A 19,098-nucleotide genomic window follows, 5' to 3' on the forward strand; every position below is an offset into this window, starting at 1 on the left:
ATGATTAAAAATAAAGGGATTAGTAAGCGTAGTATTGGAGTATGTGGCGTTGCCATTGCAACATTTTTACTAGGTTCTGGACTAATTTTTCAATCAAATGTAGTAAAAGCTACAGAGCCAAGTGTGGCTGCAGTTTCTGGTGAAAACATTGCTGCTCACAAACCTGCAAGTCAGAGTTCAATTGCTTATGGAGGAGAAGCGTCTAGAGCGGTTGACGGCAATCGTGATAACGCATGGAGCCACCGTTCCGTTACCCATACAGATTTTCAAGATCATTCTTGGTGGAAAGTTGATCTAGCAAAAGAAGAAGGTGTGGGAACTGTTCGTATTTACAATCGTGGAGATGGAGTTGTAGCGAATCGTTTATCTAATTTTGATGTTATCTTGTTGGATAAAGATGGTAAGGAAGTGGCTCGTCAACATGTTGATAGTTTAAATAATCAACCAACAATCGATGTTCAATTCTCAGGAGTTAATGCACGATATGTAAAAATTGAATTAAATAAATCTAAAACTCCTCTTAGTTTGGCAGAAGTTGAAGTATATCGTGCTGTAAAAGAAGAAAAAGTAGTAGCAGATAAGAAAACAGAAGACAAAGCTAAAAAAGATTATACTGTAGAACTAAATAACTATTTGTTTGGCTTGAATTATGATAAAACAAATATTTTAACTAGACGAGGCGAGGCAATAGAAAATTACACGAATACAAGCACAAAACAACAAGGAAGTGAATTTGTGGTTGTGGAAAAAGTGAAGAAGAACCTTTCTAGTGGTCACGCTGATGTTGCCATTAATGGTAACGGAGATATTTTCCTAGGTGCTTTGTTTAAAGCAAATCAAGATCTTCTAGAAAATAAACCACAACAAATTAGTTTAGATCGTAGCAAAGGTAGAATCAGTGTTGATTTACCAGGAATGGTAGGCGGAGATAGCTATGTAGATGCTAATCCAACTGCAAGTGGTATGCAGGAAGGTGTGAATACCTTGTTAAACCGTTGGCATGAAAAATATGCTGCAAAAAATCCTGCTCCAGCACGTATGCAGTACGAATCAACTTCTGCTTACAGCATGAATCAATTGAAAGCAAAATTCGGAAGTGATTTTGAAAAAGTCGGTGTTAATTTGAAAATTGATTTTGAAGCTGTCAATAAAGGTGAAAAACAAATTGAGGTAGTTGATTTTAAACAAGTTTACTATACTGCAAACTTTGATGCTCCAAAAAATCCATCAGATGTATTTGCTCCAGGAGTAACAGTTGATCAATTGAAAGCACGTGGAATTGATGAAAATACTCCTCCTGTATATGTATCAAGCGTGTCATACGGACGTCAAATGTATGTTAAGTTTGAAACAACAAGCAAGAGTACCGAGTTGAAAGCAGCAATCAATGCTGTAATCAAAGGTGTGCCTATTAAAGCTGAATCTGAATGGGCGCGTGTCTTGAAGAATACAACTGTAACAGTTTCAATCGTAGGTGGAAATGCTGATGGCGCTGCACGCGTTGTGACAGGTACAGTAGAAGATTTGAAGAAATTGATTCAAGAAGGAGCTACTTTCAGTACGCAAAACCCTGCTGTTCCAATTTCTTACAAAACTGCATTTTTGAAAGATAATCAAGTAGCTACAATTCAAAGTAATACAGACTACATTGAAACAAAAGTGACTTCATACAAAAATGGTTACCTCAATTTACAACATAAGGGAGCTTATATTGCTCGTTACTATGTTTACTGGGATGAAGTAACTTATGATAAGGATGGAATTGAAAGTATTCGTTCACGTCAGTGGGAGCATAACGGCAAGAACAGAACAGCTGGCTTCCAAACTGAACTTCAATTTAAAGGAAATGTACGTAATATACGCGTGAAGATTCAAGAAAAAACAGGTCTTGTTTGGGAACCATGGCGTACAGTTTATAATCGCACAGACCTTCCTCTTGTTCAAAAACGTACAATTATTAACTCAGGTACAACAATCAGACCAAAATACGATGAAAAAGTTGAAAACAACTAATTCTCACTTGTAAAAATAATTAGTTATACTAATGAACTGAACCCCAAAAGTTAGTCCAAATTCTAACTCTTGGGGTGTTTTTCTGTGTCTTGTTTTATAAGCAGTTTACATATAAGTATATATATTAATTGTTCTTGTGAATAGAATTATAGATTTATTAGACCCAAGGTAAGAAGACATCTCTTGTTTTTATATTCAAAGCTATAGCGGTTAATATTTAAGGAGACGTTAAAGTTCAAGTAGCCAATAAGAAGAAATTCTCTTGTAGTTTAAGATTTTTTAGGATAGTTATGAATTTAATTCTAGATAAAGGGATCTATTTTAGGAGTCATTTTCTAGCTTCTTTAGGTAACCATCTCCGAATGGACCTCTTGTGATTCGCATTAGTTTACTTTTTCCATAGGGCATAGGGGTGTGTATAGTAGATATATTTATTGGCAAATGTCTATTCTGTGTTTTATTATGGATATATTTACTTCAATTTCTCCTAAACATTGAGTTTTAACTCATGTTCCTCAAAAAGATGTTTAATGAGGTGAAAATTGGTAAATTTGAGCATAATATCTTGTAAAAAATTCTAAAATCCTATAAAATAAAAAGTGACGGAGGAATTTATGAATGTAAATCAGATTGTACGGATTATTCCTACTTTAAAAGTTAATAATAGAAAATTAAATGAAACCTTTTATATGGAAACCCTCGGTATGAAAGTCTTGTTAGAGGAGTCAGCCTTTCTATCACTAGGTGATCAAACAGGTCTTGAGAAGCTGGTTTTGGAAGAAGCACCAAGCATGCGTACTCGTAAGGTAGAGGGACGAAAAAAACTGGCTAGATTGATTATCAAGGTGGAAAATCCCTTGGAAGTCGAAGGACTCTTATCTAAAACAGATTCGATTCATCAATTATATAAAGGTCAAAATGGCTACGCTTTTGAAATTTTTTCACCAGAAGATGATTTGATTTTGATTCATGCAGAAGATGAGATAGAAAGTCTAGTAGAAGTAGGAGAAAAACCTGAATTTCAAACAAATTTGGAATCAATTTCTTTAAGTAAATTTGAGATTTCTATGGAATTACATCTTCCAACTGATGTCGAAAGTTTCTTGGAATCATTTGAAATTGGGGCGTCACTTGATTTTATCCCAGCTCAGGGGCAGGATTTGATGGTAGAAAATACAGTTACTTGGGATTTATCTATGCTCAAGTTCTTGGTCAATGAATTAGACATAGCAAGTTTACGCCAGAAATTTGAGTCTACCGAATATTTTATTCCTAAGTCTGAAAAATTCTTCCTTGGAAAAGATCGAAATAATGTTGAATTGTGGTTTGAAGAAGTATGAAGTGGACCAAGATTATAAAAAAAATAGAAGAACAAATCGAGGCAGGGATTTATCCCGGAGCCTCTTTTGCGTATTTTAAGGGCAATCAATGGACGGAGTTCTATCTAGGTCAGAGTGATCCAGAGTATGGCTTACAGACTGAGGTAGGACTAGTTTACGATCTAGCCAGTGTCAGCAAGGTTGTTGGGGTTGGCACAGTTTGTACCTTCTTGTGGGAAAAAGGTCAATTAGATATTGATAGACTGGTAATAGATTTTTTACCTGAGAGTGATTATTCAGACATCACTATTCGCCAGCTCTTGACTCATGCAACAGACCTTGATCCGTTTATTCCCAATCGTGATCTTTTAACAGCCCCTGAATTAAAGGAATCTATGTTTCATCTCAACAGACGAAGTCAATCAGCCTTTCTTTATTCGGATGTCCATTTTTTGCTGTTAGGTTTTATCTTGGAAAGAATCTTTGATCAAGATTTGGATGTAATTTTACAGGAGCAAGTTTGGAATCCTTGGGAAATGACGGAAACCCAGTTTGGTCCTGTTGAGTTTGCTGTTCCAACAGTCAGAGGTGTAGAGGCCGGTATGGTACATGATCCCAAGGCTCGCCTTCTGGGCAGACATGCAGGTAGTGCTGGTTTGTTTTCGACTGTAAAGGATTTACAAATCTTTTTAGAACACTATTTAGCAGATGATTTTGCAAGAGATATGAGTCAAGATTTTTCTCCTTTGGATGATAAGGAACGTTCTTTGGCATGGAATTTGGAAGGAGATTGGCTAGACCATACGGGCTATACAGGTACCTTTATCATGTGTAATCGTCAGAAGCAAGAAGCGGCTATTTTCCTATCGAATCGTACCTATGAAAAGGATGAGCGGGCTCAATGGATATTAGACCGCAATCAAGTGATGGACTTGATTCGTAAAGAAGAGTAAGGAGAGACATGTCAAATAGTTTAAAAGGGACTCTATTAACAGTTGTGGCTGGTATTGCTTGGGGCTTGTCTGGAACGAGTGGCCAATACCTGATGGCACACGGAATTTCGGCTTTAGTTTTAACTAACTTACGACTTTTAATCGCTGGCGGGATTCTCATGCTCTTGGCTTATGCTACTGCAAAGGATAAAATGCTGGCCTTTTTAAAGGATAGAAAGAGTTTGCTGTCTCTTCTTATTTTTGCTCTAATTGGTCTGTTTCTCAATCAATTCGCCTATCTGTCTGCTATTCAGGAGAGCAATGCAGGAACAGCGACGGTGCTTCAGTATGTTTGTCCTGTCGGGATTTTAATTTATAGCTGTATCAAGGATAAGGTGGCGCCGACACTTGGAGAGATAGTTTCTATCATATTAGCTATCGGAGGAACCTTCCTGATTGCAACACATGGGCAGCTGGATCAGTTATCCATGACACCTGATGGCTTGTTCTGGGGGCTCTTTTCTGCCTTAACTTATGCACTTTATATCATTTTGCCCATAGCCTTGATTAAGAAGTGGGGGAGCAGTTTGGTCATTGGTGTGGGAATGGTTATAGCAGGTTTGGTTGCCCTTCCTTTTACGGGAGTTCTAGAGGCTACTATCCCAACTAGTCTTGATTTCCTTCTTGCGTTTGCGGGCATTATCCTTATCGGAACTGTCTTTGCCTATACAGCCTTCCTAAAAGGAGCCAGTCTGATAGGACCGGTTAAGTCAAGTTTGCTGGCTTCAATTGAGCCAATCTCTGCGGTTTTCTTTGCCTTCCTAATCATGAATGAACAATTTTATCCCATTGATTTTCTTGGTATGGCAATGATATTATTTGCTGTAACCTTGATTTCTTTGAAAGATTTACTCTTGGAAAAATAAAAAGACTCTTTGTCGTTCGTGACAGAGAGTTTTTGCCTAGTAATCTAATTGTTTTCAAGATAAAATTCAAAACGTTCGCCTACATATTGACTTTTTACATATTCAAAAGCTGTCCCATCTTCTAGGTAGGAGACCTGAGTCAGTCCAAGAATAGCATGTCCTTTTTCAACTTCCAAATAGTGAGCGATCTTTTCTTTAGCGAGGCGAGCATAAATAGTCTGCTGTGATTTGCCAATACGGTAGCCATATTTTTGCAGTGTTTGGAAGAAATGACTGGTGATTTCTTCTTTTTTAAAGTCCTTAATGAATTTTTCAGGAATAGAAGCAACTTCATAAACCAGGGGGACTTGGTCGGCATAGCGAACACGTTCCATTCGGATAATATTTTCTGTTGGAGAAATTCCTAACTTGGCAACTTCTTGCTCATTTGGAATAGTTCTTCTGTAGGAAATAAGTTGACTGGAAGGAACTTTCCCTTGTGATTTAACAATTTCAGTAAAACTGGTTGTCCCTCGCATCTTTTCTTGTACTCGAGTACTGGACACAAATGTGCCGCTCCCTACCCTGCGTTCCAAAACGCCTTCTTCGACTAAGAGAGATACAGCTTGACGAAGGGTCATGCGGCTGACCTCAAATTGTTCAGCCAAATCTCTTTCACTCGGCAGCCTCTCACCGATGGCCCAACGGTGATCGTCAATATCCTTTTTAATCTGATCATGGATTTTCATATAAGCTGGTAGCATATTTTCACTTCATTTCTATCTTTTCTCTATTGTACCTTAATAAACAAGAAAAAGTCAAACTTCGCCTTGTTTAGTTGGTAATTCGCCCTTATTTGTGATAGAATATTGAAAAAAGATATTTCTTTTGAGAAAGGAAAAAGATGAGCAACATTTCAACTGATTTGCAAGATGTAGAAAAAATCATCGTACTGGACTATGGTAGCCAATACAACCAGCTGATTTCACGCCGTATCCGTGAGATTGGTGTTTTTTCAGAACTAAAGAGCCATAAAATTTCAGCTGCTGAAGTTCGTGAAATCAATCCTGTAGGAATTATCCTTTCAGGTGGTCCAAACTCTGTATACGAAGATGGTTCATTCGATATTGACCCAGAAATCTTCGAACTCGGAATTCCTATTTTGGGAATTTGTTACGGTATGCAGTTATTGACCCATAAACTTGGAGGAAAGGTTGTCCCTGCAGGTGATGCCGGGAATCGTGAATACGGTCAATCAACCCTAACTCACACACCATCAGCGCTTTTTGAATCAACACCTGATGAACAGACTGTTTTGATGAGCCATGGTGATGCTGTAACAGAGATTCCTGCTGATTTCGTTCGCACTGGAACTTCAGCTGACTGTCCATACGCAGCTATCGAAAATCCAGATAAACACATTTACGGTATCCAATTCCACCCAGAAGTTCGTCATTCTGTATACGGTAATGATATCCTTCGTAACTTTGCCCTTAACATCTGTAAGGCTAAAGGCGACTGGACAATGGATAACTTCATTGACATGCAGATTCAAAAAATCCGTGAAACAGTCGGTGACAAACGTGTCCTTCTTGGTCTATCAGGTGGGGTAGACTCATCTGTCGTTGGAGTTCTTCTCCAAAAGGCTATTGGCGATCAATTAATCTGTATCTTCGTCGACCATGGTCTTCTTCGTAAAGGAGAAGCGGATCAAGTTATGGACATGCTTGGTGGTAAGTTTGGTTTGAATATTGTCAAAGCAGACGCTGCTAAGCGTTTCCTTGACAAACTTGCTGGTGTTTCTGACCCTGAACAAAAACGTAAAATCATCGGTAACGAGTTTGTCTATGTATTTGATGACGAAGCCAGCAAGCTCAAAGATGTGAAATTCCTTGCTCAAGGTACTTTATATACAGACGTTATCGAGTCTGGTACGGATACAGCCCAAACTATCAAGTCACACCACAACGTGGGTGGTCTTCCAGAAGACATGCAGTTTGAATTGATTGAACCACTCAACACTCTTTATAAAGACGAAGTTCGTGCCCTTGGTACAGAGCTTGGTATGCCAGACCATATCGTATGGCGCCAACCATTCCCAGGACCAGGACTTGCTATCCGTGTTATGGGTGAAATCACTGAAGAAAAGCTAGAAACAGTTCGTGAGTCAGACGCTATTCTTCGTGAGGAAATTGCTAAAGCAGGTCTTGACCGCGATATTTGGCAATACTTCACTGTTAACACAGGCGTTCGTTCAGTCGGTGTTATGGGTGACGGTCGTACTTATGACTATACGATTGCAATCCGTGCTATCACTTCTATCGATGGTATGACTGCTGATTTTGCCAAAATTCCATGGGAAGTACTTCAAAAAATATCAGTACGTATCGTAAATGAAGTGGATCATGTTAACCGTATCGTCTACGATATCACAAGTAAACCACCTGCAACAGTTGAGTGGGAATAGTCATCTAAGGACTCATTTATGTATTTTTACTAGCCAGTATCTTTGGATACTGGTTTTTGCTTTCCTAGACTTTTTGACTACTTGTTAAAACTAGGTTAATTTTCGACAGTTTAATAGTTATTATGTAAAGCTTAAAAGATTAGAATTGTCAAAACAATCTTTCTAGGCTTGATTTTATAACTTATTTGCTATAAAATGAGAAGGAAAAACGTCAAACTTTTATATTGCAAATAGGAGAAAACATGACAAAAACATTAAAACGTCCTGAGGTTTTATCACCTGCAGGGACTTTAGAGAAGCTAAAAGTAGCTGTTCAGTATGGAGCAGATGCTGTCTTTATCGGTGGTCAGGCCTATGGTCTTCGTAGCCGTGCAGGTAACTTTACCTTTGAACAGATGGAAGAAGGCGTGCAGTTTGCGGCTAAGTATGGAGCTAAGGTCTATGTAGCTGCCAATATGGTTATGCACGAAGGAAATGAAGCTGGTGCTGGTGAGTGGTTCCGTAAACTGCGTGATATCGGGATTGCAGCAGTTATCGTATCTGACCCTGCCTTGATTATGATTGCAGCGACAGAAGCGCCTGGTCTTGAAATCCACCTCTCTACCCAAGCAAGTGCGACTAACTATGAAACTCTTGAGTTTTGGAAAGAACTGGGCTTAACTCGTGTTGTTTTGGCGCGTGAGGTTTCAATGGAAGAATTAGCTGAAATTCGCAAACGTACAGATGTTGAGATTGAAGCCTTTGTCCATGGAGCTATGTGTATTTCTTACTCTGGTCGTTGTACCCTTTCTAACCACATGAGTATGCGTGATGCTAACCGTGGTGGTTGCTCTCAATCTTGCCGTTGGAAATACGACCTTTACGATATGCCATTTGGTCAAGAACGCAAGAGCTTGAAAGGTGAAATTCCTGAAGAATTTTCAATGTCAGCCGTTGATATGTCTATGATTGACCATATTCCAGATATGATTGAAAATGGAGTGGACAGTCTTAAGATTGAAGGTCGTATGAAGTCTATTCACTACGTATCAACAGTAACCAACTGCTACAAGGCGGCTGTGGATGCATATCTTGAAAGTCCTGAAAAGTTTGAAGCGATCAAACAAGACTTGGTGGACGAGATGTGGAAGGTTGCCCAACGTGAATTAGCAACAGGTTTCTACTATGGTACACCATCTGAAAATGAGCAGTTGTTTGGTGCTCGTCGTAAAATTCCTGAGTATAAGTTTGTCGCTGAAGTGGTTTCCTATGATGATGCGACACAAACGGCAACAATTCGTCAACGGAACGTCATTAATGAAGGCGACCAAGTTGAGTTTTATGGCCCAGGTTTCCGTCATTTTGAAACTTATATTGAAGATTTGCACGATGCTAAAGGTAATAAAATCGACCGTGCTCCAAATCCAATGGAGCTATTGACAATCAAGGTTCCACAACCTGTTCAAGCAGGAGACATGGTTCGTGCATTAAAAGAAGGACTCATCAATCTTTATAAGGAAGATGGAACCAGTGTCACAGTTCGAGCTTAATAAGCAAGCAGGAGCTGAAAGATTTCTCGTTGCTTTCCCTTTAATCCTGCTCACTAAAAGAAAAGAAGTTAAAGAAAATATATTTATTTCCATCCGAGATTTCATCTCGGATTTTTTTCATCATTTTTCAGAAAGGCCTAGATAATGGTCGGATTTATTACAAGTTTTTTCCAAAGTTTCCTATATAATAAACTCAAAAATAGTAAAATTGTAAATAATTTCCATTAAACGCTTTCAATGTTGGTAAAAAGTTGACAAATTGAATTTTTAGGACTAAACTAAGTAAGTAAATTTTAATTAAAAGGAGAATTCATCATGAATTTAACATTTTTCGGTCTATGTCTTGCCTGTATGGGTGTATCTCTTGGTGAAGGGTTATTGATGAATGGTTTGTTGAAATCGGTAGCTCGCCAACCAGATATTATCGCTGAGTTTCGTAGCTTGATGTTTTTAGGGGTTGCCTTTATTGAAGGAACTTTCTTCGTAACTCTTGTCTTCTCATTTATTATTAAATAACGAAATATAAATTGGAGAAGGGAGAATGTTAGATGGAAGAAAGTATCAATCCAACCATCAATATTGGTCCTGTTACCTTTGATTTAACTTTGACAGCCTTGACTTTGCTGTCTGTGTTTCTGATTTTTGCATTTATCTATTGGGCAAGTCGTAATATGACATTAAAGCCCAAAGGTAAACAAAATGTACTAGAGTATCTCTATGATTTTGTAATTGGATTTACAGAACCTAACCTTGGTTCCCACTACATAAAAGATTACTCACTCTTTTACTTATGTTTATTTCTTTTTATGGTCATCGCCAATAATCTTGGTTTGATGGCTAAACTTCAAACAACAGATGGGACAAACCTTTGGACATCGCCAACTGCAAATCTTTCATTTGACCTTGTCTTGTCTTTCTGTATTATTGTGATGGCGCATGTTGAGGGGATTCGTCGTCGTGGGATTAAACAATACCTAAAAGGTTTTGTAACTCCTGCATTTATGACACCGATGAATCTACTTGAAGAAATCACGAATTTCCTTTCTCTTGCTTTGCGGATTTTTGGGAATATCTTTGCAGGTGAAGTAATGACAAGCTTGCTTCTATTACTTTCACATCAGGCTATTTTTTGGTATCCAATCGCATTTGGGACAAACTTAGTTTGGACTGCATTTTCCGTGTTCATTTCTTGTGTACAAGCCTATGTCTTTACACTATTATCCTCTATGTACCTAGGAAATAAAATTAATGATGAAGAGTAGAAAGGAGTAACTGATGCACGTAACAGTAGGTGAATTAATTGGTAATTTTATTTTAATCGCTGGCTCTTTTATCCTTTTGCTAGTCTTGATTAAAAAATTTGCATGGTCTAATATTACAGGCATTTTCGAAGAAAGAGCTGAAAAAATTGCTTCAGATATTGATAGAGCTGAAGAAGCACGTCAAAAAGCGGAAGTATTGGCTCAAAAACGCGAAGATGAATTGGCTGGTAGCCGTAAAGAAGCTAAGACAATCATTGAAAATGCAAAGGAAACAGCTGAGAAAAGTAAGGCTAGTATTTTAGCAGATGCTAAACTAGAAGCAGGACGCTTAAAAGAAAAAGCAAATCAAGAAATTGCTCAAAACAAAGCTGAAGCTTTACAAAGCGTTAAGGGTGAGGTAGCAGATTTGACCATCAGCTTAGCTGGTAAAATTATCTCACAAAACCTTGATGGTCATGCCCATAAAGAACTCATTGATCAGTATATCGATCAGCTAGGAGAAGCTTAATGGACAAGAAAACAGTAAAGGTAATTGAAAAATACAGCATGCCTTTTGTCCAATTGGTACTTGAAAAAGGAGAAGAAGACCGCATTTTTTCAGATTTGACTCAAATCAAGCAAGTTGCTGAAGAAACAGGTTTACCTTCTTTTTTAAAAAAAGTGGCAGTAGACGAGTCTGACAAGGAAAAAACGATTGCTTTCTTCCAAGACTCAGTGTCACCTTTATTGCAAAACTTGATCCAGGTTCTGGCATACAACCACAGAGCAAATCTTTTTTATGATGTGCTTGTAGATTGCTTGAACCGACTTGAAAAAGAAACAAATCGATTTGAAGTGACGGTTACTTCTGCTCATCCTTTAACAGATGAACAAAAGAGTCGCTTGCTCCCTTTGATTGAGAAAAAAATGTCTCTGAAAGTAAGGAGTGTAAAAGAACAAATCGATGAAAGTCTCATTGGTGGTTTTGTCATTTTTGCCAATCACAAGACAATTGATGTGAGTATTAAACAACAACTTAAAGTTGTTAAAGAAAATTTGAAATAGAAAGTGGTGTTCTTTTGGCAATTAACGCACAAGAAATCAGCGCTTTAATTAAGCAACAAATTGAAAATTTCAAACCCAATTTTGATGTGACTGAAACAGGTGTTGTAACCTATATCGGGGATGGTATCGCGCGTGCTCACGGCCTTGAAAATGCCATGAGTGGAGAGTTGTTGATTTTTGAAAACGGCTCTTATGGTATGGCTCAAAACTTGGAGTCAACAGACGTTGGTATTATCATCCTAGGTGACTTTACAGATATCCGTGAAGGCGATACAATCCGCCGTACAGGTAAAATCATGGAAGTCCCAGTAGGTGAGAGTCTGATTGGTCGTGTTGTGGATCCACTCGGTCGTCCAGTTGACGGTCTTGGAGAAATCCACACTGATAAAACTCGTCCAGTAGAAGCGCCAGCTCCTGGTGTTATGCAACGTAAGTCTGTATCAGAACCATTGCAAACTGGTTTGAAAGCTATTGACGCCCTTGTACCGATTGGCCGTGGTCAACGTGAGTTGATTATCGGTGACCGTCAGACAGGGAAAACAACCATTGCGATTGATACAATCTTGAACCAAAAAGGTCAAGATATGATCTGTATCTACGTAGCGATTGGACAAAAAGAATCAACAGTTCGTACGCAAGTAGAAACACTTCGTCAGTACGGTGCCTTGGACTACACAATCGTTGTAACAGCCTCTGCTTCACAACCATCTCCATTGCTTTTCCTAGCTCCTTATGCTGGGGTTGCCATGGCGGAAGAGTTTATGTACCAAGGTAAGCATGTTTTGATTGTTTATGATGATTTATCAAAACAAGCGGTAGCTTATCGTGAACTCTCTCTCTTGCTTCGTCGTCCTCCAGGTCGTGAAGCCTTCCCAGGGGATGTTTTCTACCTTCATAGCCGTTTGCTTGAGCGCTCAGCTAAGGTTTCTGATGAACTTGGTGGTGGATCAATTACAGCCCTACCATTTATCGAGACACAAGCAGGAGATATCTCTGCCTATATCGCAACCAACGTGATTTCTATCACTGATGGACAAATTTTCCTTGGCGATGGTCTCTTCAATGCAGGTATTCGTCCAGCCATCGATGCGGGTTCATCTGTATCTCGTGTAGGTGGTTCTGCACAAATCAAAGCCATGAAGAAGGTTGCCGGTACACTTCGTATCGACCTTGCTTCATATCGTGAGTTGGAAGCCTTCACTAAGTTTGGTTCTGACTTGGATGCGGCAACACAGGCTAAGTTGAACCGTGGACGTCGTACCGTTGAAGTTTTGAAACAACCTGTTCACAAACCATTACCTGTTGAGAAACAAGTAACCATTCTTTATGCTTTGACACATGGTTTCTTGGATACTGTTCCAGTAGATGACATTGTTCGTTTCGAGGAAGAGTTCCATGCCTTCTTTGACGCTCAACATCCAGAGATTTTAGAAACCATTCGTGATACAAAAGACTTGCCAGAAGAAGCAATCTTGGATGCTGCGATTACAGAGTTTCTCAATCAAACCAGCTTCCAATAAGAATAGAGGTGTCAGATGGCAGTATCTCTAAATGATATTAAAACAAAAATCGCCTCAACAAAAAATACGAGTCAAATCACTAATGCCATGCAAATGGTATCGGCTGCTAAGCTAGGTCGCTCTGAAGAAGCTGCTCGTAACTTCCAAGTATACGCTCAAAAAGTTCGCAAGCTCTTGACAGATATCCTTCATGGTAATGGTTCTGGTGGTTCAACCAATCCGATGTTGATTAGCCGTCCCGTGAAGAAGACAGGCTATATCGTCATTACTTCAGATCGCGGTTTGGTTGGAGGGTATAATTCTTCTATTCTGAAAGCCGTTATGGAGTTGAAAGAAGAATACCACCCAGACGGTACAGGTTTTGAAATGATCTGTATCGGTGGAATGGGAGCTGATTTCTTTAAGGCTCGTGGTATTCAACCACTTTATGAACTACGTGGCTTGGCAGACCAACCTAGCTTTGATGAAGTTCGTAAGATCATTTCAAAAACTGTTGAAATGTACCAAAATGAACTTTTTGATGAACTCTATGTCTGCTACAATCACCATGTCAATACGCTAACAAGTCAAATGCGTGTGGAACAAATGCTTCCGATTGTTGACTTGGATCCAAATGAAGCAGATGAAGAGTATAGCTTGACTTTTGAATTGGAAAACAGCCGAGAAGAAATTTTGGAGCAGTTGTTGCCTCAGTTTGCAGAAAGTATGATTTACGGGGCTATTATCGATGCCAAGACAGCTGAAAATGCTGCCGGTATGACAGCCATGCAAACAGCGACAGATAATGCTAAGAAAGTCATCAATGATTTGACAATTCAGTATAACCGTGCCAGACAGGCGGCGATTACACAAGAAATTACAGAAATCGTAGCAGGAGCTAGTGCCTTAGAATAGGCTCTAGTCCAGCTCGTATGAAAATGAACTTAGGACCTAGTTGAGCTAGGGACCGACAGTATCTTATATAGAATAGGAGAAGGAGATGAGTTCAGGTAAAATTGCTCAGGTTATCGGACCCGTTGTAGACGTCTTGTTTGCAGCAGGGGAAAAACTTCCTGAGATTAACAATGCACTTGTCGTCTACAAAAATGACGAAAGAAAAACAAAAATCGTCCTTGAAGTAGCCTTGGAGTTGGGAGATGGTATGGTTCGTACTATCGCCATGGAATCAACAGATGGTTTGACTCGTGGAATGGAAGTATTGGACACAGGTCGTCCAATCTCTGTACCAGTAGGTAAAGAAACTTTGGGACGTGTCTTCAACGTTTTGGGAGATACCATTGACTTGGAAGCTCCTTTTACAGAAGATGCAGAGCGTCAGCCAATTCATAAAAAAGCTCCAACTTTTGATGAGTTGTCTACCTCTTCTGAAATCCTTGAAACAGGGATTAAGGTTATCGACCTTCTTGCCCCTTACCTTAAAGGTGGGAAGGTTGGACTTTTCGGTGGTGCCGGAGTTGGTAAAACTGTCTTGATCCAAGAATTGATTCACAACATTGCCCAAGAACACGGTGGTATCTCAGTATTTACTGGTGTTGGGGAACGTACTCGTGAGGGGAATGACCTTTACTGGGAAATGAAAGAATCAGGTGTTATCGAGAAAACAGCCATGGTATTTGGTCAGATGAATGAGCCACCAGGAGCACGTATGCGTGTTGCCCTTACTGGTTTGACAATCGCTGAATACTTCCGTGATGTAGAAGGCCAAGACGTGCTTCTCTTTATCGATAATATCTTCCGTTTCACTCAGGCTGGTTCAGAAGTATCTGCCCTTTTGGGTCGTATGCCATCAGCCGTTGGTTACCAACCAACACTTGCTACAGAAATGGGTCAATTGCAAGAGCGTATCACATCAACTAAGAAGGGTTCTGTAACCTCTATCCAGGCTATCTATGTGCCAGCGGATGACTATACTGACCCAGCGCCAGCAACAGCCTTCGCTCACTTGGATTCAACAACCAACTTGGAACGTAAGTTGGTACAATTGGGTATCTACCCTGCCGTTGACCCACTCGCTTCAAGTTCACGTGCTTTGGCACCTGAAATCGTTGGAGAAGAGCACTATGCAGTTGCTGCAGAAGTAAAACGTGTTCTTCAACGTTACCATGAGTTGCAAGATATCATTGCTATCCTTGGTATGGATGAACTTTCTGATGAAGAAAAGACCTTGGTTGCTCGTGCCCGCCGTATCCAGTTCTTCTTGTCACAAAACTTCAACGTTGCGGAACAATTTACTGGTCAGCCAGGTTCTTATGTTCCAGTTGCTGAAACTGTACGTGGCTTTAAGGAAATCCTTGATGGTAAACATGACCACTTGCCAGAAGATGCCTTCCGTGGTGTAGGTTCTATCGAAGATGTGATTGCAAAAGCTGAAAAAATGGGATTTTAAGAGGTGATCTATGGCTCAGTTAACTGTCCAGATCGTGACACCAGATGGTCTCGTCTATGATCACCATGCCAGCTATGTATCAGTTCGAACTCTGGATGGTGAGATGGGGATCTTGCCACGACATGAAAATATGATTGCGGTTTTAGCAGTTGATGAAGTAAAGGTAAAACGTATTGATGATGAAGATCACGTGAACTGGATTGCAGTAAACGGAGGCGTTATTGAAATTGCCAATAATACCATCACAATCGTTGCTGATTCTGCAGAACGTGCTCGTGATATCGATGTTAGCCGTGCAGAACGTGCTAAGCTTCGTGCGGAGCGCGAAATCGAAGAAGCCCACGAAAAACACTTGATTGATCAAGAGCGTCGTGCTAAGATTGCTTTACAACGTGCTATTAATCGTATCAATGTCGGAAAAAGACTATAAGAAAAAATGAACTTGAGTTACCAAGTTCATTTTTTCTGTTTTCTTAAGGAGCAAAACTGATGCAGACTGCTTCTGGTACATGGAAGTCGTTAGAAAGTTCTGCTAGACGACCAGTTTCAGGATTACGTTTAAAGACGGTCGCATTGTCAGAGTCTTGATGGACAGCAATGACAAATTCTTGGTCTGGTGTCAAATCAAAATCACGTGGAGTCTGACCATGAGTAGGAACGATTTCTAACAATTCTAGACTACCGTCTGCAAGAATTGTATATACTGCGATAGAATCATGGCCACGGTTAGAAGCGTAGAGGTATTTACCATCTTTAGAGAGACGAATAGCAGCAGTTCCATTAAAGCTTTCATAACCGTCTGGTAGAGTTGAAATGACCTGCATGCGTTCAAATTCGCCAACACCATCGTAGATTAAAACTTCGATAGTGCTATTGAGTTCACAAATCAGATAAGCGATTTTATAGTGATTATGGAAAATGATATGACGTGAGCCTGCTCCTGGCTGGCTGTGATAGGTATAGAGCTTAGATAATTTCCCTTCTTGATCAAGGTCATAAGTGATGACTTGGTCAGTACCCAAATCACAGGTCACTAGATAGTGGTCAGGTGTTAAGTCTGTAAAGTGAACATGGGGTGAAGCTTGATTCTCATGTGGACCTTGGCCACTGTGTTGATCCACATCACTAAGTAGAAGACTACCGTCTTCCTGACGTTTATAAACAAGTACCTGTCCTTTATGGTAGTTGGCAGCATATACCAAATCACGCTTTTCATCCACAGCAACATAACAGTGGGGAGCTCCTTCTTCAACGACATGATTTAATAAAGTCCCATCAGTTTGATAGGCTGCAATTCCCCCCTTATTGTCTTGACTACCAACGGTGTATAGATGTTGGTGTTGGTCAAATGCCAGGTAGGTTGGACTTGGCTCAGCTGCAAAAAGTTCTAGATTTGAAAGCTGACCAGTTTCTGTATCAAAGTCTGCCTTGTAAATCCCTTGGGAAGTACGGCGTGTATAAGTTCCAAAATAAACAGTTTCTTTCATAACTTTACCTCTATATAAAGATAAGACTATTATATCACAAAAATGGTAGTTGGAGGAATTCTATAACACATAATTAAACATAATAAAATATTAAATTTAACTTGTTTTTGTATTGATTTCCTTTTGAAAAGTGCTATAATAATCCTATACAAATTGCAAAGGAGTTTTTTATGAAAAAACGTGTTTTCTTAGCAGCAGGAGTTGCTGTACTCTCGGCAGCTGTTCTAGCAGCTTGTTCATCTGGTAATGGGAATAAGGAAGCAACTAAACCAGTTACTTATGCCTATGTATTTTCATCAGATCCTGTAACTCTGGATTATACAGTTTCTGGGCAAAAGTCTACAAAACAGATTACTGGTAATGTCATTGATGGACTACTGGAAAATGATCAATATGGGAATCTAGTACCATCAGTTGCAGAAGATTGGACTGTTTCCAAAGATGGTTTGACTTATACCTATAAAATTCGTAAGGGTATCAAGTGGTATACCAATGAAGGCGAAGAATATGGAGAAGTTAAGGCTCAGGATTTTGTGACTGGTCTAAAACACGCAGCTGACAAGAAATCAGAAGGACTTTATCTTGTACAGGATTCTATTAAAGGATTGAATGACTATATCAATGGGAAAACAACGGATTTTTCTACTGTTGGTGTAAAAGCAACAGACGATTATACTGTAGTCTATACTTTAAACCATCCAGAATCTTTCTGGAATTCGAAGACAACAATAGGAGTTCTTGCTCCTGTTAGTGAAGACTTTTTAACTTCTAAAGGAGATGACTTTGGTAAGGCGACTGATGTAACAAGCATTCTCTACAATGGGGCTTATCTTCTAAAAGGTCTTACATCTAAATCTTCTATAGAAATGACCAAAAATCAAAACTATTGGGATAAACAAAATGTCTTTATTGATGATATTAAGTTGTCTTACTTTGATGGTCAGGATGCAGACTCTCTTGGACGTGGTTTTGATGAAGGAAATTATCCTGCAGCACCTCTCTTTAAAAACTCTGCTAACTATGAACGGCTAAAAGAAAAATACAAAGATAACATTATTTATAGTCAACAACAAGGAACTACTTTCTATATTTCGACGAATATTGACCGTGTTGCCTACAATCACACCTCTAAAACAAGTGATGCAGAAAAAACATCTACTAAGAAGGCCTTGCTGAACAAGGATTTCCGTCAATCCTTGGCTTTTGCTACAGATCGTAAAGCAGGTCTCTCTCAAGTATTTGGGGACGAAGTAGCACCGCGTAAATTACGTACAAGTTTAACACCTCCAACATTTGTACAAGTAGGAGAGCAGTCATTTGGGCAAGTAGCTAAGGCAGAATTGGATAAATTAGATGGTGTATGGAAAGATGTTAGTCTTGATGATGCTCAGGATTCACTTCATAATGTAGATAAGGCTAAAGCTAAATTTGAAGCTGCCAAGAAAACTCTTCAAGCTGATGGAGTACAGTTCCCTATTCATTTAGATATTCCAGTATCTTCTACTCGTCCAGAATTTGTGCGTCAAGCTCAATCTTATAAACAATCCGTCGAGGAAGCTCTTGGAGCAGACAATGTTGTAGTTGATATTCAACAAGTTTCTGATGAAGAATTGGCAAGTATGACAATTCTAGCTACTTCTAATACCAATACTGACTGGGATATTAATGCAAATAGTGGATGGGGACCTGATTACGCAGATCCTTCAACTTATCTAGATATATTTGATCCAACATCTGGCCCAAATCTTCTTGGTTCCTTAGGTGTAACACCAGGTAAAGACAGTTCAGCAATCAAAGCAGTTGGTTTAGATAAGTTTAAAGAGTTACTTACGGATGCTAGTGGTGAGAAAACAAATCTTGCAAACCGATATGCCAAATATGCCAAAGCTCAAGCTTGGTTAACAGACAGTGCCTTGGTGATTCCTGTACACTCAGACGGTGCCCAAATGCTAGTAACGAAGAAAGTTCTAGGTACTGGTGCAGGTGGCTGGGTAGGTGATAAGACTAGTGAACATAGCTATAAATACCTTAAACTCCAAGATAAGATTGTCACTACTAAAGAAATGGATGAGTTCCGCAAGAAATTTGCTGAAGAAAAAGCCAAATCAAACGCTGATTATCAGAAAAACTTAGACCGTCATATTCAAGACTAATCGAATCTCCTCTTTTGAGGGGATTTTTTATGTCGCTGTCTCCATGTAAGCACTTTAAAAAAGAGTTATTTTGTTTCAAAA

Annotated in this window: 17 protein-coding genes; 15 read left to right on the forward strand and 2 right to left on the reverse strand. The window is 39.3% G+C overall.

Annotated features, from left to right (window positions below; translation table 11 throughout):
* The 4 genes from HT734_RS06675 (at position 1) to HT734_RS06690 (ending at position 5,190) form a co-directional block, all read left to right on the forward strand.
* Positions 1–2,013 carry a thiol-activated cytolysin family protein gene (locus tag HT734_RS06675; protein WP_173278355.1) on the forward strand — a complete coding sequence of 671 codons (2,013 nt, stop codon included), beginning with the start codon at positions 1–3 and terminating at the stop codon, positions 2,011–2,013.
* A 614-nt stretch (positions 2,014–2,627) separates the two neighbouring features.
* Positions 2,628–3,353 (forward strand): CppA N-terminal domain-containing protein, encoded by a 726-nt coding sequence (locus HT734_RS06680; RefSeq protein ID WP_061759026.1) that lies wholly within the window; start codon positions 2,628–2,630, stop codon positions 3,351–3,353.
* A complete protein-coding gene (locus tag HT734_RS06685; RefSeq protein ID WP_061759027.1) occupies positions 3,350–4,285 on the forward strand; it encodes a serine hydrolase domain-containing protein in 936 nt (311 codons plus the stop codon). Before HT734_RS06680 ends, HT734_RS06685 begins: the two co-directional genes overlap by 4 nt.
* Positions 4,286–4,293: 8 nt before the next feature.
* The gene (locus HT734_RS06690; protein WP_049539967.1) at positions 4,294–5,190 is read left to right on the forward strand and encodes a DMT family transporter; all 897 of its coding nucleotides are present in this window, start codon (positions 4,294–4,296) and stop codon (positions 5,188–5,190) included.
* Between the two features lie 44 nt (positions 5,191–5,234).
* Here the strand turns inward: HT734_RS06690 and HT734_RS06695 are convergent, their stop codons facing one another.
* A complete protein-coding gene (locus HT734_RS06695) occupies positions 5,235–5,933 on the reverse strand; it encodes a GntR family transcriptional regulator (protein WP_000936169.1) in 699 nt (232 codons plus the stop codon).
* Between the two features lie 140 nt (positions 5,934–6,073).
* Between HT734_RS06695 and guaA the strand changes: the two genes are divergently transcribed.
* The 10 genes from guaA to HT734_RS06745 all read left to right on the forward strand — a co-directional run bounded on the left by guaA (position 6,074) and on the right by HT734_RS06745 (position 15,807).
* Positions 6,074–7,636: a glutamine-hydrolyzing GMP synthase gene (guaA, locus tag HT734_RS06700; RefSeq protein ID WP_000065714.1), complete on the forward strand. Its 1,563-nt coding sequence runs from the start codon at positions 6,074–6,076 to the stop codon at positions 7,634–7,636.
* 242 nt (positions 7,637–7,878) lie between these two features.
* The gene (locus HT734_RS06705) at positions 7,879–9,165 is read left to right on the forward strand and encodes a U32 family peptidase (protein WP_000169096.1); all 1,287 of its coding nucleotides are present in this window, start codon (positions 7,879–7,881) and stop codon (positions 9,163–9,165) included.
* Between the two features lie 315 nt (positions 9,166–9,480).
* Positions 9,481–9,681: a F0F1 ATP synthase subunit C gene (locus HT734_RS06710; protein ID WP_001054557.1), complete on the forward strand. Its 201-nt coding sequence runs from the start codon at positions 9,481–9,483 to the stop codon at positions 9,679–9,681.
* A gap of 32 nt (positions 9,682–9,713) precedes the next feature.
* A complete protein-coding gene (gene atpB, locus HT734_RS06715) occupies positions 9,714–10,427 on the forward strand; it encodes a F0F1 ATP synthase subunit A (RefSeq protein WP_049532250.1) in 714 nt (237 codons plus the stop codon).
* Between the two features lie 13 nt (positions 10,428–10,440).
* Positions 10,441–10,935, forward strand: a complete 495-nt coding sequence (gene atpF / locus HT734_RS06720) for a F0F1 ATP synthase subunit B (RefSeq protein WP_000558549.1) — start codon at positions 10,441–10,443, stop codon at positions 10,933–10,935.
* Positions 10,935–11,471 (forward strand): F0F1 ATP synthase subunit delta, encoded by a 537-nt coding sequence (locus HT734_RS06725; RefSeq protein WP_049532251.1) that lies wholly within the window; start codon positions 10,935–10,937, stop codon positions 11,469–11,471. The genes atpF and HT734_RS06725 overlap by 1 nt, the downstream gene beginning before the upstream one ends.
* A gap of 14 nt (positions 11,472–11,485) precedes the next feature.
* Positions 11,486–12,991 carry a F0F1 ATP synthase subunit alpha gene (atpA, locus tag HT734_RS06730; protein ID WP_049532252.1) on the forward strand — a complete coding sequence of 502 codons (1,506 nt, stop codon included), beginning with the start codon at positions 11,486–11,488 and terminating at the stop codon, positions 12,989–12,991.
* A 15-nt stretch (positions 12,992–13,006) separates the two neighbouring features.
* Positions 13,007–13,885, forward strand: coding sequence for a F0F1 ATP synthase subunit gamma (locus HT734_RS06735; RefSeq protein WP_049532254.1), 879 nt, complete (start codon positions 13,007–13,009; stop codon positions 13,883–13,885).
* An 85-nt stretch (positions 13,886–13,970) separates the two neighbouring features.
* Positions 13,971–15,377 carry a F0F1 ATP synthase subunit beta gene (gene atpD, locus HT734_RS06740; protein WP_000094357.1) on the forward strand — a complete coding sequence of 469 codons (1,407 nt, stop codon included), beginning with the start codon at positions 13,971–13,973 and terminating at the stop codon, positions 15,375–15,377.
* 10 nt (positions 15,378–15,387) lie between these two features.
* Positions 15,388–15,807, forward strand: coding sequence for a F0F1 ATP synthase subunit epsilon (locus HT734_RS06745; RefSeq protein ID WP_000068045.1), 420 nt, complete (start codon positions 15,388–15,390; stop codon positions 15,805–15,807).
* Between the two features lie 43 nt (positions 15,808–15,850).
* On the opposite strand, the gene HT734_RS06750 is transcribed toward HT734_RS06745, so the two are convergent.
* Entirely contained in the window at positions 15,851–16,864 is a 1,014-nt protein-coding gene (locus tag HT734_RS06750) for a lactonase family protein (protein WP_173278353.1), read from the reverse strand.
* 170 nt (positions 16,865–17,034) lie between these two features.
* On the opposite strand from HT734_RS06750, the gene HT734_RS06755 reads away from it, so the two are divergent.
* On the forward strand, positions 17,035–19,017 hold the full coding sequence (locus tag HT734_RS06755; RefSeq protein ID WP_173278351.1) for a peptide ABC transporter substrate-binding protein: 1,983 nt from the start codon (positions 17,035–17,037) through the stop codon (positions 19,015–19,017).
* Positions 19,018–19,098 lie beyond the last annotated feature (81 nt).

The sequence above is a fragment of the Streptococcus sp. k-90 genome (assembly GCF_013277565.1).
GTDB lineage: Bacteria > Bacillota > Bacilli > Lactobacillales > Streptococcaceae > Streptococcus.

Coding starts and splice junctions, on each gene's coding strand:
- HT734_RS06675 (WP_173278355.1), top strand. CDS start 1: ATGATTAAAAATAAAGGGATTAGTAAGCGTAGTATTGGAGTATGTGGC.
- HT734_RS06680 (WP_061759026.1), top strand. CDS start 2,628: ATGAATGTAAATCAGATTGTACGGATTATTCCTACTTTAAAAGTTAAT.
- HT734_RS06685 (WP_061759027.1), top strand. CDS start 3,350: ATGAAGTGGACCAAGATTATAAAAAAAATAGAAGAACAAATCGAGGCA.
- HT734_RS06690 (WP_049539967.1), top strand. CDS start 4,294: ATGTCAAATAGTTTAAAAGGGACTCTATTAACAGTTGTGGCTGGTATT.
- HT734_RS06695 (WP_000936169.1), bottom strand. CDS start 5,933: ATGCTACCAGCTTATATGAAAATCCATGATCAGATTAAAAAGGATATT.
- guaA (WP_000065714.1), top strand. CDS start 6,074: ATGAGCAACATTTCAACTGATTTGCAAGATGTAGAAAAAATCATCGTA.
- HT734_RS06705 (WP_000169096.1), top strand. CDS start 7,879: ATGACAAAAACATTAAAACGTCCTGAGGTTTTATCACCTGCAGGGACT.
- HT734_RS06710 (WP_001054557.1), top strand. CDS start 9,481: ATGAATTTAACATTTTTCGGTCTATGTCTTGCCTGTATGGGTGTATCT.
- atpB (WP_049532250.1), top strand. CDS start 9,714: ATGGAAGAAAGTATCAATCCAACCATCAATATTGGTCCTGTTACCTTT.
- atpF (WP_000558549.1), top strand. CDS start 10,441: ATGCACGTAACAGTAGGTGAATTAATTGGTAATTTTATTTTAATCGCT.
- HT734_RS06725 (WP_049532251.1), top strand. CDS start 10,935: ATGGACAAGAAAACAGTAAAGGTAATTGAAAAATACAGCATGCCTTTT.
- HT734_RS06735 (WP_049532254.1), top strand. CDS start 13,007: ATGGCAGTATCTCTAAATGATATTAAAACAAAAATCGCCTCAACAAAA.
- atpD (WP_000094357.1), top strand. CDS start 13,971: ATGAGTTCAGGTAAAATTGCTCAGGTTATCGGACCCGTTGTAGACGTC.
- HT734_RS06745 (WP_000068045.1), top strand. CDS start 15,388: ATGGCTCAGTTAACTGTCCAGATCGTGACACCAGATGGTCTCGTCTAT.
- HT734_RS06750 (WP_173278353.1), bottom strand. CDS start 16,864: ATGAAAGAAACTGTTTATTTTGGAACTTATACACGCCGTACTTCCCAA.
- HT734_RS06755 (WP_173278351.1), top strand. CDS start 17,035: ATGAAAAAACGTGTTTTCTTAGCAGCAGGAGTTGCTGTACTCTCGGCA.